General features: G+C 59.9%; 14 protein-coding genes and 1 other RNA gene. 12 read left to right on the top strand and 3 right to left on the bottom strand.

Features of this window, described 5'->3' with window-relative positions; all coding sequences use genetic code 11:
• Window positions 1-113: 113 nt before the first annotated feature.
• The 7 genes from JZX88_RS15325 (at window position 114) to JZX88_RS15295 (ending at window position 4,982) form a co-directional block, all read left to right on the top strand.
• Complete coding sequence (locus JZX88_RS15325) at window positions 114-386, top strand: DUF4164 domain-containing protein (protein ID WP_046799912.1); 273 nt, start codon at window positions 114-116, stop codon at window positions 384-386.
• Between the two features lie 10 nt (window positions 387-396).
• Window positions 397-774: a cell division protein ZapA gene (locus JZX88_RS15320; protein WP_065117392.1), complete on the top strand. Its 378-nt coding sequence runs from the start codon at window positions 397-399 to the stop codon at window positions 772-774.
• A 79-nt stretch (window positions 775-853) separates the two neighbouring features.
• Window positions 854-1,012: non-coding RNA, 6S RNA (gene ssrS, locus JZX88_RS15315), on the top strand.
• 231 nt (window positions 1,013-1,243) lie between these two features.
• Window positions 1,244-2,506 carry a hemolysin family protein gene (locus tag JZX88_RS15310; RefSeq protein WP_065117393.1) on the top strand — a complete coding sequence of 421 codons (1,263 nt, stop codon included), beginning with the start codon at window positions 1,244-1,246 and terminating at the stop codon, window positions 2,504-2,506.
• Window positions 2,506-3,111 (top strand): 5-formyltetrahydrofolate cyclo-ligase, encoded by a 606-nt coding sequence (locus JZX88_RS15305; protein ID WP_206914071.1) that lies wholly within the window; start codon window positions 2,506-2,508, stop codon window positions 3,109-3,111. Before JZX88_RS15310 ends, JZX88_RS15305 begins: the two co-directional genes overlap by 1 nt.
• A gap of 83 nt (window positions 3,112-3,194) precedes the next feature.
• Window positions 3,195-4,019 carry a TIGR00282 family metallophosphoesterase gene (locus tag JZX88_RS15300; protein WP_065117395.1) on the top strand — a complete coding sequence of 275 codons (825 nt, stop codon included), beginning with the start codon at window positions 3,195-3,197 and terminating at the stop codon, window positions 4,017-4,019.
• A 120-nt stretch (window positions 4,020-4,139) separates the two neighbouring features.
• Entirely contained in the window at window positions 4,140-4,982 is an 843-nt protein-coding gene (locus JZX88_RS15295) for an MBL fold metallo-hydrolase (protein WP_206914070.1), read from the top strand.
• A gap of 48 nt (window positions 4,983-5,030) precedes the next feature.
• On the opposite strand, the gene JZX88_RS15290 is transcribed toward JZX88_RS15295, so the two are convergent.
• The gene (locus tag JZX88_RS15290; protein WP_110758069.1) at window positions 5,031-5,534 is read right to left on the bottom strand and encodes a pyridoxamine 5'-phosphate oxidase family protein; all 504 of its coding nucleotides are present in this window, start codon (window positions 5,532-5,534) and stop codon (window positions 5,031-5,033) included.
• A 196-nt stretch (window positions 5,535-5,730) separates the two neighbouring features.
• Here JZX88_RS15290 and JZX88_RS15285 point away from each other — a divergent pair, with 196 nt between their 5' ends.
• A complete protein-coding gene (locus tag JZX88_RS15285; RefSeq protein ID WP_174034648.1) occupies window positions 5,731-6,477 on the top strand; it encodes a YebC/PmpR family DNA-binding transcriptional regulator in 747 nt (248 codons plus the stop codon).
• A gap of 114 nt (window positions 6,478-6,591) precedes the next feature.
• Here JZX88_RS15285 and JZX88_RS15280 read toward each other — a convergent pair whose 3' ends face one another.
• Window positions 6,592-7,593, bottom strand: a complete 1,002-nt coding sequence (locus tag JZX88_RS15280; RefSeq protein ID WP_206914069.1) for an LLM class flavin-dependent oxidoreductase — start codon at window positions 7,591-7,593, stop codon at window positions 6,592-6,594.
• Window positions 7,594-7,738: 145 nt separating this feature from the next.
• The gene (locus tag JZX88_RS15275; protein ID WP_206914247.1) at window positions 7,739-10,048 is read right to left on the bottom strand and encodes a methyl-accepting chemotaxis protein; all 2,310 of its coding nucleotides are present in this window, start codon (window positions 10,046-10,048) and stop codon (window positions 7,739-7,741) included.
• Window positions 10,049-10,294: 246 nt separating this feature from the next.
• Here JZX88_RS15275 and ruvC point away from each other — a divergent pair, with 246 nt between their 5' ends.
• From ruvC to JZX88_RS15255, 4 genes are all read left to right on the top strand, one after another.
• Window positions 10,295-10,807 (top strand): crossover junction endodeoxyribonuclease RuvC, encoded by a 513-nt coding sequence (gene ruvC, locus JZX88_RS15270; protein ID WP_003523217.1) that lies wholly within the window; start codon window positions 10,295-10,297, stop codon window positions 10,805-10,807.
• 28 nt (window positions 10,808-10,835) lie between these two features.
• Entirely contained in the window at window positions 10,836-11,453 is a 618-nt protein-coding gene (gene ruvA / locus JZX88_RS15265; RefSeq protein ID WP_003523218.1) for a Holliday junction branch migration protein RuvA, read from the top strand.
• A 128-nt stretch (window positions 11,454-11,581) separates the two neighbouring features.
• Window positions 11,582-12,622 (top strand): Holliday junction branch migration DNA helicase RuvB, encoded by a 1,041-nt coding sequence (gene ruvB, locus JZX88_RS15260; RefSeq protein ID WP_077985282.1) that lies wholly within the window; start codon window positions 11,582-11,584, stop codon window positions 12,620-12,622.
• Window positions 12,615-12,746, top strand: a complete 132-nt coding sequence (locus tag JZX88_RS15255; protein WP_206914068.1) for an HVA1 family protein — start codon at window positions 12,615-12,617, stop codon at window positions 12,744-12,746. The genes ruvB and JZX88_RS15255 overlap by 8 nt, the downstream gene beginning before the upstream one ends.
• Window positions 12,747-12,757 lie beyond the last annotated feature (11 nt).

The following is a 12,757-nucleotide window of genomic DNA, read 5'->3' as shown; positions in this document are numbered from 1 at the left end:
CTTCAATGCACTGGTTTGATTGACGGGATGGTAAATCGGGTAATAACCTCGTGAATGTTGGAAAAGCCTGAAACCGGACGATTCGGCCGGTGGCGTGCGAGTTGGAAAAAACGATGTCGGCTGAGAAGACCGTACAATCTGCGCTGACGGAGCTGAATGCTGCCATCACAAATCTCGAAAATGCCATCGATATGCGTATCGAACGGCAAAGGGAGACAGGCGAGATCGATAACGAGGTCAAGCGGGTCCATGTTGACCGCGCCAGGCTGGCGCAGGAGCTTGACCAGGCCGAGTTTCGCGCCAACCGGCTTGAAGAAGTCAATCGCGAGGTTTCCCGCCGGCTGGTGACGGCGATGGAGACGATCCGCGCGGTGCTGGATCGATAGGAGCGGTTTCATGGCGCAAGTCACTGTTATGATCGATGGCAAGGCCTATCGCATGGCCTGCGAGGCGGGGCAGGAAGACCACCTGACCGATCTCGCCACACGTTTTGATCGTTATGTCGGCCATCTCAAGAGCCAGTTCGGTGAAATCGGCGATCTCAGGCTCACCGTCATGGCCGGCATCATGGTGATGGACGAGCTTTCAGAGATCAACCGCAAGCTCGAGAAGCTGGAGGGGGAGGTTTCATCCCTGTCCCGCAACCGCGACGGCATGGCGGAGCACAAGGCAAAATCGGACGAGATGGTGGCGCTTGCCATCGGTGATCTCGCCGATCGTCTGAACGGGATCACCGAGAAACTGCTGGCACGGCCGAAGCCCGCGGCGCATTGAGCGGCCGAAGAGTTCTGAGGCGGCAAAATTTCGCGCCGCACCCTCTGGCGGTTTTCCCTGATCCGTCCTATATCTTGGATGCGTTCTGCGCTTCCCGACAGGAACCACAATCCCTGGGGCCATACTCGATCCAAAGGGAGCTGTCCCTGGCCAGTCCCGTGGGGCTGGACACACGGTGCCCACCTACTTTTGTAGGCACCCAGGATCGTAAATCTCCATCGGTCGCCGTGGATCGCGCTTGAAGTTTCGGGTCAGTCCCCGGTTCTTCACCTGAATGTTTTATCGTCGACAGTTACTTTTCACTGCTGCCGGGCATGGCTTTTTTATATCGCTGTCATTGCAATGGCGGAACAATTGCCTATTATTCGGATTGGTATGTCTGTTATGCCCTTTCAAATAAAGGGCGCTGCGGCCAAAACCGCGACGTGCCGTTCAACAGCCCAAAGAGCTAAACTTGTTTACTGAAATTATGATCGTGGTCCTGCTCACCGTATTGAACGGTGTGCTTGCCATGTCCGAGCTTGCCGTTGTCTCCTCCAGACCGGCGAGGCTGAAGGTGCTTGCCGCGCAAGGCAGCAAAGGCGCCACCATGGCGCTTGGCCTTTCTGAAAATCCCGGACGTTTCCTTTCCACGGTGCAGATCGGCATCACGCTGGTCGGTGTCCTGTCCGGTGCGTTTTCCGGTGCCACGCTCGGCGCCCGGTTCACCGCATGGCTTCTGGAGCAGGGCGTTCCCGATCGTGCCGCCGATGCGATCGGTGTCGGTTCGGTGGTTGTCGCCATCACCTATCTGTCGCTGATCGTCGGCGAGCTGGTGCCCAAGCAGATCGCTCTGCGCGATCCTGAAAAGGTCGCCGCCCGGGTCGCGCCAACCATGGTGATGCTGTCGCGGGTCGGCGCGCCGCTGGTCTGGCTGCTCGACAGGTCGGGCAAGGTCGTTCTCGCCCTTCTTGGCCATAGCGGTGAGTCCAACGCGTCGGTGACCGACGATGAAATCCGCACGGTTCTGGCCGAGGCCCACAGCGCCGGCGTGATCGAGACCGAGGAATCGGCGATGATCACCGGCGTCATGCGCCTTGCAGACCGCAATGCGCGCGGCCTGATGACGCCGCGCCGTGACGTGGAAGTGGTCGATATCGAAGACAGCGCGGAAGAAATCCGCGAGCAGCTTCGCGGCACCCAGCGCTCCCGCCTGCCGGTGCGCAACGGCGCTTCCGATGAAATTCTCGGCGTGCTTTTCGCCAAGGACGCCTTCGACGCGCTGGCCTCCGGCAAGGAGCTCAACATCCGCGAGCTTCTGCGTGAGGTTCCGGTCGTATCCGACCTGACGAGCGCCGTGGATGTCATCCAGTCGCTGCGCCGCTCGACGGTGCACATGGTTCTTGTCTATGACGAGTATGGCCATTTTGAAGGCATCATCAGCTCCGGCGACGTTCTCGAAGCCATAACGGGTGCGTTCCAGGAAGAGGATGACGAAGAACCGGCCATGGTCGAGCGTGAGGACGGTTCGTTTCTTGTTGCGGGCTGGATGCCCGCCGATGAATTCGCCGACCGTATGGGCTTCCAGATCGACGAGGATGCCGAGTTCGAGACCGTGGCCGGTCTGGTTCTGGACGAGTTCCGCCGCCTGCCGGAGCTGGGCGAGCATGTGACCCGCAACGGCTGGCGTTTCGAAGTCATCGATCTCGACGGCCACCGCATCGACAAGGTGCTTGTGAGCCGGGCCGCCTGATGGCGGGCGACGTTGCCGAAAAAGCGCGGTTGCGCGGCGAAAGGCTCGCCGCGCGCGATGCGTTGATACCGGCTGAACGGCAGCAGAAGAGCCGGTCGATGGCGGTCCGTGGTGCTTCCGGCATTTCCTTTGCGCCGGGCGCGGTCATTTCCGGCTTCATGCCGATCCGTTCCGAGGCTGATATCCGTCCGCTGATGGAAATGTTGCGTGAACGGGGCGGGCGTCTCGCCCTTCCTGTTGTGCTGGACCGTGAAACCATTGTCTTCCGCAGCTTTGAGGCGGATACGCCCTTGGTGAAGACCGGTTTCGGCACGACCGGGCCGGGTGAGGATGCCGCTGTTCTCGATCCGGATATTCTGCTCGTGCCGCTTTCTGCTTTCGATGGGCGGGGCCAGCGCATCGGTTATGGTGCGGGCCACTATGACCGGGCCATTGCCAGATTGCACGCCAAGGGCCGGGAACCTGTTCTCATAGGTGTTGCCTTCGATTGTCAGGAAGTGCCATCCATACCGGCGGAGCCGCATGATGTGCCGCTTCACGCCATTCTGACGGAAAGCGGCCTGCGCTGGTTTTCCTCCCCGCTATCGACAGTCGATCCGGGGTAAAAGGCGCTTTAGCACTTTTTAAAAGACGGATTACCCATTAGAGGGAACGCAATCTAGAAACATGCGCAAGATCGGGGCGGTGAATGAGGCTTCTTTTTCTCGGAGATATGGTTGGCAAGACCGGACGCACGGCTGTCTGGGAGCAATTGCCGGGGCTGATTTCCGATCTGAAGCTGGACTTCGTTATCGTCAACGGTGAAAACGCCGCTGGCGGTTTTGGCATTACCGAGGATATCTATCTCGAGACCATCAATGCCGGTGCGGATGTGGTGACCACCGGCAACCATGTCTGGGATCAGAAGGAAGCGGTTTCCTTCTGCGAGCGCCACGACCAGTTCCTGCGGCCGGCCAATTATCCTGACGGCACGCCGGGCAAGGGTTCGGGCATTTTTTATGCCCGCAACGGCGCCCGCGTGCTTGTGGCCAACATCATGGGCCGCGTGTTCATGCATCCGGAACTCGACGATCCCTTCAAGTCGGCGGAGAGCATTCTTGCCGCCTGCCCGCTGAAGGAGCAGGCCGACGCGATCATTTTCGACTTCCATGCCGAGGCGACCAGCGAAAAACAGTGTTTCGGCCATTTTGTCGACGGTCGTGCGAGCTTTGTCGTCGGCACCCACACGCATGTCCCGACGGCCGACGCCCAGATATTGAACGGCGGAACAGCCTATATGTCGGATGCCGGCATGTGCGGCGATTATGACAGCTCGCTCGGCATGGAGAAGGAAGAGCCGATCAACCGCTTCATTTCCAAAATGCCGAAGGGGCGCTTCGAGGCGGCCAGCGGGCCTGCGACGATCTGCGGCGTCGGCGTCGAGATTTCCGATCGCACCGGACTTGCGGAAAAGATCGCGCCGCTGCGTATCGGCCCGCGGCTTGCGGAAACGCTTCCGTCCTTCTGGGCTTGAGCTTGCCGTCGCGCGGGTGCTCACAATGACGAGATTGTGAGCGCTTCCGCCGCTCTTGCAACTGGACGCCCGGCAAAACCTGTCCCATCCTCCGAGCCTTCGCAAGTTCAGGAGAGTGGCATGATGCTGCGCGTGCTAATGCTTGCAATAACGGGATTGCTCACCTGCGCGGGAGCGACCTTCGCCCAGACGGAAAGCCGCCCGCCCGTCAGCCAGTGCCAGGCGATTGCCCGCAACATTCCCGGCGTCATGTTCGCCAGTTTCAATCCACCCGGCGTTCAGCTTGCCCAGGCCACCTCTCGGGAAGAGGTGAAGATCAGCTTCATCGGCCATTCCACCTATCTCATCGAAAGCCCCGGCGGTGTGACGATCGCGACCGACTACAACGGTGTCTATCGTCCACCCGTCACACCGACTGTTGTGACGATGAACCGGGCGCATTCGACGCATTTCACCCTCAGCCCGGATCCGGCCATTCAATATGTTCTGCATGGCTGGAGCGACGTGCCGGGAGAAAAGGCCGATCACAAGGTTCTGGTGAACGATGTCTATATCCGCAATGTTGCGACCGATATCCGCAACCGCTGGGGCGACTACGAATCCTTTCAGGAAAATGGCAATTCCATTTTCATATTTGAAATTGCAGGCCTGTGTATCGGTCACCTCGGCCATCTGCATCACGAGCTGACGGATACGCATTATGCAGAAATAGGCCGGCTGGATGTACTGATGGTGCCGGTGGATGGTGGCCTGACCATGGGTGCCGACAGCATGAGCCGCGTGGTCAAGCGCCTGCGTTCCGCGCTGATCCTGCCGATGCATCGTACCGGGGCGCCGCTTGCGCAGTTCCTGACGATGTTCGGCGAGAGTTTCCAGATTGCCTATGCCGCCGACCCGGTTATCCGGGTTTCGATGAGAAACCTTCCCCGCCAGCCGCAGATACTGGTGCCGAAAGGCATGTAGCAGGCGGCGGGCGAGGAAGGCCGGGGGAGCCCGGTGAAACTCTGTCGATCAGGCGAAGGTGAGGTGCTGGCGAACGCCGACGTCAGGCGTCTTCTCGTCGGACATATTGGCCCTGGCGATTTCCCAGCCGAATTTCAGCGTGCTGTCGGTTGACGCCCATATGTCGGCATCGTCGACATGAAGGGCCAGCATCGTCAATTGCGGATCGGTCTTGCCGTGCTCGTACCAGGCGGCGGTGACGGAATTCCAGTATTCGTCAATCTTCGTCCTGTCGTCGCGCGCCTCCAGAATACCGGAGAGGCAGGCGTGATAGTCATGATCCTTGCCGACGAGGCAGAAATGCGCGCGTGAGCCGGATTTCAGCGATTTCACGAGATCGGTGTCTTTCCTGGAGAAAAACCAGATGGTGTTGGTCCTGGGGTCAGCGTGAGGCGCCATCGGCTGCATATGAGTGTGCAGGCCTTCGAGACCGAGCATTCCGGCATGGACCGAGTTGATCTCGTCCCAGAGCTGGCGGGCCGGGGCTTCTCTTGCTTCAGTCAGGCTGACCATATGTTCTCTCCTTCCGGTTTCACGTCGCGGGGGAGAGAAATCATGCCTTCTTCCACCGCGTTCATGATCAGAACGAGAAGCGGATAAATCAGTTCCTTTCATTGTTCGCGGAAGAGAAAGCGCCTGCGGGCTTGAACGATGGGCCTATCGCACTTATAAGGCCCGCAATCTCCAAATTACGACAATCAGGTTTTCCATGGCTGGTCATTCACAGTTCAAGAACATCATGCACCGCAAGGGCAAGCAGGACTCAGTACGGTCCAAAATGTTTTCCAAGCTTGCGCGTGAAATCACCGTTGCGGCTAAAACGGGCATGCCCGACCCGAACATGAACCCGCGCCTGCGTCTGGCGATCCAGAACGCCAAGGCCCAGTCCATGCCGAAGGACAATATCGAGCGTGCGATCAAGAAGGCTGCCGGTGCGGATGGCGAGAACTATGATGAAGTCCGCTACGAGGGTTACGGCCCGGGTGGCGTCGCCGTCATCGTCGAGGCCCTGACCGACAACCGCAACCGCACCGCCTCCAACGTGCGCTCCATCTTCACCAAGGCCGGTGGTGCGCTTGGCGAAACCGGCTCCGTTTCCTTCTCCTTCGACCGCGTCGGCGAAATCTCCTACAAGGCTGAAGTCGGCGATGCCGACAAGGTCATGGAAGCCGCCATCGAGGCCGGTGCCGACGATGTCGAATCTTCCGAAGATGGTCACACCATCATTTGCGGTTTCGAAGCGATGAACGAGGTTTCCAAGGCGCTGGAAGGCGTGCTGGGCGAAGCCGAAAGCGTCAAGGCCATCTGGAAGCCGCAGAACACGGTGCCGGTGGATGAGGAAAAGGCGCAGTCGCTGATGAAGCTCATCGACAATCTCGAAGACGATGACGACGTGCAGAACGTCTATTCCAACTTCGAAGTGTCCGAAGAAATTCTCGCCAAGCTTTCCGCCTGACGTTTCATGTTTCAGAAAAAGCCCCGGCAGCGATCCGCTCCGGGGCTTTTTTTGTCGAGAGCACTATCAATGGATATCTGGCACCCGGTTTCCCGTCCGGAATGTCTGAAAACGCTAAGCGGCCTTTTTGATGGAGGTCCGCACGTCGGCAAAAATTTCCACCGATCGCAGCCGCTTTTCGATGTCGTGGATCGGCATCGAGACGATCAGCTCGTCCGCCTGTGTTTCCGCCAGGAAACCGCCGAGATGGCGTTCGATCGTTTCGGGTGAACCGACGGCGGCGAAACGCAGGGTATGTTCCACCGAGAACCGCTCCATTTCGTTCCAGTAGCCGTCCATGCTGTGCACCGGCTTGGGGAACTGCGTGCGCACATTGCGGCGCAGGTTCACGAATTGCTGCTGCGACGAGGTGAAGAGATGTTGCGCCTCCTCGTCCGTATCGGCACCGACACCCATCACGCCCACCATCACATAGGGCTTGTCCAGCACCTCGGAGGGCTGGAAGCGCTCGCGATAGATATGGATCGCCTCCATCAGCATATCCGGGGCAAAATGTGAGGCGAAGGAGTAGGGCAGGCCAAGGGCTGCGGCGAGATGCGCGCTATAGGTGCTGGAGCCGAGCAGCCACAGTGGCACGTTGGAATTCATGCCCGGCACGGCGAGGATCGCCTGATCCTGCTGTGGCGGGCCGAGGTAACGCTGCAGTTCGATGATGTCCTGCGGGAAGTTTTCCGCACCGGCATCCAGATTGCGGCGCAGCGCCCGCGCTGTGCGCATGTCGGTTCCGGGCGCACGGCCAAGCCCGAGATCGACACGGCCGGGAAGGAGCGCGGCAAGCGTGCCGAACTGTTCGGCAATGACAAGGGGGGAGTGGTTGGGCAGCATGATGCCACCGGAACCGACGCGGATATGTTTCGTGGCCGCGCCCACATGGGCGATGACGAGTGATGTTGCGGCACTGGCAATGCCCGGCATGCCATGGTGTTCCGCCAGCCAGATGCGGTTATAGCCGTGTTCCTCTGCCTTGATCGCCATTCGGCGGGAATTTTCAAGCGCCTCGCTGACGCTCTCGCCTTCGCCGATCGGCGAAAGGTCGAGAATGGAAAAGGGGATCATCCGACGCTCCTGCGAAATTTAAATCTTTGCTGCGGATGTAAGGCGCGTGTCCCGATTTACCAGAGAAGTCGCGCAGAATTGAAGGATGGTTCAAAAAAATTGGGGCCTCCGAAGAGGCCCCGGTATTTTGCGGGCTGGACCGGTCTTAACCTGCCCGCCTGAATTGCCTGTTTTCGCGATATCCTGCGGCTTCGTTCTCCGAAGCCAATATGAACTGCCCGAGCCTGCCGTCCATTTCACCCGCCTCGGAGGCGAGATTGTGAATGGCGGCCGTCGTTTCCTCCACCATGGCGGCGTTCTGCTGGGTCATGGTGTCGAGGCTGGTGACGGTGCTGTTGATTTCCGAAAGCGTGTGCGCTTCCTCGCGGGTAGACTCCATGATCTCTTCGATACGCGTGCTGATGGTCTGCACGTGTGTGCCGATGCCGGTCAGCGAAGCGCCTGCCTTTTCCACCAGCGCCACGCCGGCGGAAACCTCGTCTGTGGAGCGCTTCAGAAGGCTGGTGATTTCCTTTGCGGCGGCGGCCGAACGCTGCGCCAGTTCGCGCACTTCCTGCGCCACGACGGCAAAACCCTTGCCTGCGTCGCCGGCACGCGCGGCCTCCACACCGGCGTTGAGTGCGAGAAGGTTGGTCTGGAAGGCGATTTCATCGATAACGCCGATGATCTGGTTGATCTGGCGCGATGAGGTCTGGATCGCCTCCATGGCGGCGATGGTCTGCTCCATCACGCGGCTCGAAGCCGTTGCCTCCGTGCTGGCGTCGCGGGCGATCCGCGTTGCCTGTTCGGCGCGTTCGATCTGGTCGCGGACGGCTTCCGTGATTGCCTTGATGGCGCTTGCCGTTTCGGTGATGGAGGCTGCCTGCCGCTCGGTGCGTTCCGCCAGCTGGTCTGCCCCCACCCGCATCTCCTCGGAGCCGCCACGAACGGCGGCCGAATTGCCGCCAATGGCCTCCATGGTCTCACTAAGCCGGGCAAGCGCGGTGTTGAAGTTGTGGCGCAGGCTTTCGAGATCATCGGGGAAAACGGTATCTATGCGATAGGCGAGATTGCCATTCGCCAGCCGATCGAGCCCCTCATCCAGCGACTGCACGACCATCTGCAGGGTGCCGGCCTCCGCCTCCCGTTCCGCAAGATGCGCACGCCGGGCGGTTTCGGCTTCTTCCCGGGCGCGCGATGCGGTTTCTTCCATCTCCCGCTGCAGGATGAGTTTTTCACGGAAACTGCCGAGCGCACGCGCCATGCGGCCAATTTCGTCCTTCCGATCCTGATTGCCGATTTCGGCATCGAGACGGCCGGCGGCTACCTCGCCGGTCAGTCCGGCAAGCTTTTCCAGCGGGGCGAAAAGACGGCGTGCGAAAAAGGCCGTCGTCGCGCACATGGCGGCGAGAACGCAAAGGCCGATCACGGCAAGCGTGCCGGCAATCGAGATGGAGCCGGCGTTCAACTCGCTGCGCAACATGCTTTCCACCGCGAGATATTTTTCACCGGCGAAAGAGAAGGGGCGGGCATAGGCATTGGCTTCGCCATCCGCGCGGTCGATCTTGGCGATGGTCATGCCCGCCGCGTTGAGAGCGTCGCCGTGGAAATCGTAGATGGCCGGGTCGAGGCTGACCAGCCTGTCGCCTTCAACGCCAAGAACCTTGCCATCGGCGGATATGATCGCGGATTGTTCCGAACTTCCGGCTACGACGCCTTTCGTCAGAATCTGGCTGAAAACGCCTTCCTTGACCTGGAAGAGGACGATGCCCTTGAACGCACCGAATTTGACGACCGGAACGCCGAAATAAATACCGGCTTCTTTCGTCGCCGCATCGATCCGCAGGCCGGAGAAACTGGTCTGCGCAACATCGTTGACTGCCTTTTCGGCGTTCGCCGCGCCTTGCGCGAAGGCCGTACCGAGGCCGCTTTCCGCGAAGGTGCCACCCTTGACGGTCTCCCCGAAAGCCTGTCCCTTCAGATAGGAATAATAGACCGTGCCAGCGGGATCGATGAAGAGAACGTCGCTGAACGGTGTTCCCTGAAGATAACCGGCTATATCCGTCTGGGTTTTTTCATGGGTGGAATAATAAAAGCCGCTCGGGCTTTCCGGTTTGATCAGTTTTTCCCTGTCGCCGAATGGGTTTTCCTTGACGAAGACGCGCTGCAGTTCCGCCTTCGCATCACCGGAATTCTTCTGCACGGTCGCCCAGCCGCTGCGCATGGAGACAACAGCCATCTGCAGGGATTCGATCTTGGCGATGGAATCCGCCTGCGTTTTCAGCTGCTCAAGACGCTCCTGGAGCATGTCGCCGCGAAAGACGAGAATGCTCTCCATGGATTTCGACGCCTGTTCCTCGAGAACGCCGCTGCTGCTTTGATAGCCGAGAAGCGTCAGAGCGCCGGTGGAGATCGCCATAAGTGCCAGGAAAATCACCAGCACCTTGGTGGATATGGAATGAAAACGGTTCAGCATGGCCGATGCAGCCCCCAATGCCGGATCAGTTCCCGCGCCATCACGGATGGCGCCATCGGACGGCTGATATGGCGAACATATTGTGCTGCGGATCATCATGTCCGCAGCTCCCCTTTTTTGATTTTGTGGAGAACAATGCGGTACGCGGTTTAAGCAGAGGTAAATGCTGCACTGCAAATTTGATCAATGTTGTCGTTTTGTTCACTTATCGCTGGCAGGGTCGCAGCCGGAAAGATAAGGTAACTCATGCAAAAGACGATTCGAATCATCGGCATCGATCCCGGGCTGCGGCGCACCGGCTGGGGTGTCATCGACACCCTCGGCAACAGCCTGCGGTTTGTCGCTTCCGGCACGGTGACGTCGGATGGCGATATGGATCTCGCCTCCCGGCTATGCCAGCTGCATGACGGGCTGGCGGACATCGTGCACAGCCATCAGCCCGATGAGGCGGCGGTGGAGCAGACCTTCGTGAACAAGGATGCTGTGGCGACGCTGAAACTCGGTCAGGCGCGCGGCATCGCCATGCTGGTGCCGGCACGCGCTGGCCTGCCGGTCTTCGAATATGCGCCGAATGCGGTCAAGAAGGCCGTCATAGGCGTCGGGCACGGCGAAAAGCAGCAAATTCACATGATGCTGAAAATCCTGATGCCGAAGGCCGAATTCAAGGGTAACGATGCGGCGGACGCGCTCGCCATCGCCATCTGCCACGCCCATAATCGCGGTGGTGACAGGATGCGGCGGCTGCTGGCGGCCGGTTGAATATAAGTCTTACTGAGCGGGCGGCATCATGATCGGAAAACTGAAGGGCAGCATCGAGGAAATCGGCGCGGATTACGTGCTGGTGGATGTGCACGGCGTTTGTTACGTCGCCTATTGTTCGGCGCGTACACTGTCGAAAATCGGCTCCGTCGGGGAGGCGGTGGTGCTGTTCATCGAAACCTATGTGCGTGAGGATCAGCTGAAACTGTTCGGCTTTCTCTCGGCACTGGAGCGGGAATGGTTCAATCTGCTGCAGAGCGTGCAGGGGGTGGGCTCGAAAGTGGCCTTGGCCGTCCTTTCCACGCTCTCGCCATCCGAACTCGCCAATGCCATTGCGCTACAGGACAAAACGATGATCTCACGCGCACCCGGGGTCGGGCCGAAGGTGGCCGTGCGTCTTGTGACCGAACTTCGCAACAAGGCACCCGCCTTTGCGGGAGAGGCTTCGGCGTCCATCGGGCTCAAGCAGGAGCTTGGCGAAGGCGTTGCTTCCGCACCGGTGGCAGATGCCGTCTCAGCGCTCACTAATCTCGGCTATTCGCGCGATCAGGCGGCCAATGCGGTTGCCGCCGCGCTGAAGAATGGCGGGGAGGGCGGCGATAGCGCCAAGCTGATCCGGCTGGGGCTAAAGGAGCTTTCGCGGTAAGAACGGCTTGTCAGGCGGACGTGGAGCCCATGCATATCCTGAATTTCGTGAAGCGCCTTGTTGCGATAGTCATGATATAGCGGCGGCGGTTACCTGATGAATTCGGCTATAACAATGGAATGCCCTGAATGAGCGATGCGGAAAGACTGATTACCCCGGAAAAGCGCGGTGAGGATATCGACACCACGCTGCGCCCGCAGTCGCTGGATGATTTTACCGGCCAGGCGGAGGCCCGCGCCAATCTCAAGGTGTTCATCGAGGCCGCCAAGAACCGTGGCGAGGCGCTGGATCACGTGCTGTTCGTCGGACCGCCCGGTCTCGGCAAGACGACGCTGGCGCAGATCATGGCCAAGGAGCTTGGCGTCAACTTCAAGTCCACCTCGGGGCCGGTCATTGCCAAGGCGGGTGATCTCGCAGCGCTTCTGACGAATCTGGAAGAACGCGATGTCCTCTTCATCGACGAAATCCACCGCCTCAACCCAGCAGTGGAAGAAATTCTCTACCCCGCCATGGAGGATTTCCAGCTCGACCTCATCATCGGCGAGGGGCCGGCGGCGCGCTCGGTGAAGATCGACCTTTCCAAATTCACCCTTGTTGCCGCCACGACCCGCCTCGGCCTGCTGACGACACCGCTGCGCGACCGTTTCGGCATTCCCGTCCGGTTGGCTTTCTATACCGTCGACGAGCTGGAACTGATCGTCCGGCGCGGGGCGCGGCTGATGGGACTGAACATGACCGATGAGGGGGCGCGTGAGGTGGCAAGGCGCGCTCGTGGCACGCCACGCATTGCCGGACGGTTATTGCGCCGCGTGCGCGATTTCGCCGAAGTGGCGCGGGCGGAAGCCGTCACGCGTGAGATTGCCGACGAGGCTTTGACGCGGCTTTTGGTCGACAATATGGGTCTCGACCAGCTGGATATGCGTTATCTCACCATGATCGCCGTCAATTTTGGCGGCGGCCCGGTCGGCATCGAAACCATCGCCGCGGGCCTGTCTGAGCCACGCGATGCCATCGAAGACATCATCGAGCCCTATATGATCCAGCAGGGTTTCATCCAGCGCACGCCGCGCGGGCGTATTTTGACCGCAACCGCCTGGAAACATCTCGGCATGCAGCCGCCGAAGGATCTCGAGGCCGCGCAGTTCCGGCTGACGCTGGAGGATGATTGAGCGCACAATCGCCGGCTCCACGATCAAGCGGAAAGCGAGCAAGGACGAGCCCGCTTTTCTGATCGAACAGGAAGATGGCACAAAGGTTCTGAAAAGCAGACCGGAGCTTGAGCGCGCTGATTGAACAACGCTGTC

The organism is Agrobacterium sp. OT33 (genome assembly GCF_017313365.1).
Taxonomy (GTDB): Bacteria; Pseudomonadota; Alphaproteobacteria; order Rhizobiales; family Rhizobiaceae; genus Agrobacterium; species Agrobacterium rhizogenes_A.
Note: the sequence above shows the minus strand (reverse complement) of the source record. Positions and strands in the feature narration are given on the sequence as shown.

Bases quoted from the DNA above. Each gene is read 5' to 3' on its own strand.
- JZX88_RS15325 (WP_046799912.1), top strand. From the start codon at position 114: ATGTCGGCTGAGAAGACCGTACAATCTGCGCTGACGGAGCTGAATGCT.
- JZX88_RS15320 (WP_065117392.1), top strand. From the start codon at position 397: ATGGCGCAAGTCACTGTTATGATCGATGGCAAGGCCTATCGCATGGCC.
- JZX88_RS15310 (WP_065117393.1), top strand. From the start codon at position 1,244: ATGATCGTGGTCCTGCTCACCGTATTGAACGGTGTGCTTGCCATGTCC.
- JZX88_RS15305 (WP_206914071.1), top strand. From the start codon at position 2,506: ATGGCGGGCGACGTTGCCGAAAAAGCGCGGTTGCGCGGCGAAAGGCTC.
- JZX88_RS15300 (WP_065117395.1), top strand. From the start codon at position 3,195: ATGAGGCTTCTTTTTCTCGGAGATATGGTTGGCAAGACCGGACGCACG.
- JZX88_RS15295 (WP_206914070.1), top strand. From the start codon at position 4,140: ATGATGCTGCGCGTGCTAATGCTTGCAATAACGGGATTGCTCACCTGC.
- JZX88_RS15290 (WP_110758069.1), bottom strand. From the start codon at position 5,534: ATGGTCAGCCTGACTGAAGCAAGAGAAGCCCCGGCCCGCCAGCTCTGG.
- JZX88_RS15285 (WP_174034648.1), top strand. From the start codon at position 5,731: ATGGCTGGTCATTCACAGTTCAAGAACATCATGCACCGCAAGGGCAAG.
- JZX88_RS15280 (WP_206914069.1), bottom strand. From the start codon at position 7,593: ATGATCCCCTTTTCCATTCTCGACCTTTCGCCGATCGGCGAAGGCGAG.
- JZX88_RS15275 (WP_206914247.1), bottom strand. From the start codon at position 10,048: ATGCTGAACCGTTTTCATTCCATATCCACCAAGGTGCTGGTGATTTTC.
- ruvC (WP_003523217.1), top strand. From the start codon at position 10,295: ATGCAAAAGACGATTCGAATCATCGGCATCGATCCCGGGCTGCGGCGC.
- ruvA (WP_003523218.1), top strand. From the start codon at position 10,836: ATGATCGGAAAACTGAAGGGCAGCATCGAGGAAATCGGCGCGGATTAC.
- ruvB (WP_077985282.1), top strand. From the start codon at position 11,582: ATGAGCGATGCGGAAAGACTGATTACCCCGGAAAAGCGCGGTGAGGAT.
- JZX88_RS15255 (WP_206914068.1), top strand. From the start codon at position 12,615: ATGATTGAGCGCACAATCGCCGGCTCCACGATCAAGCGGAAAGCGAGC.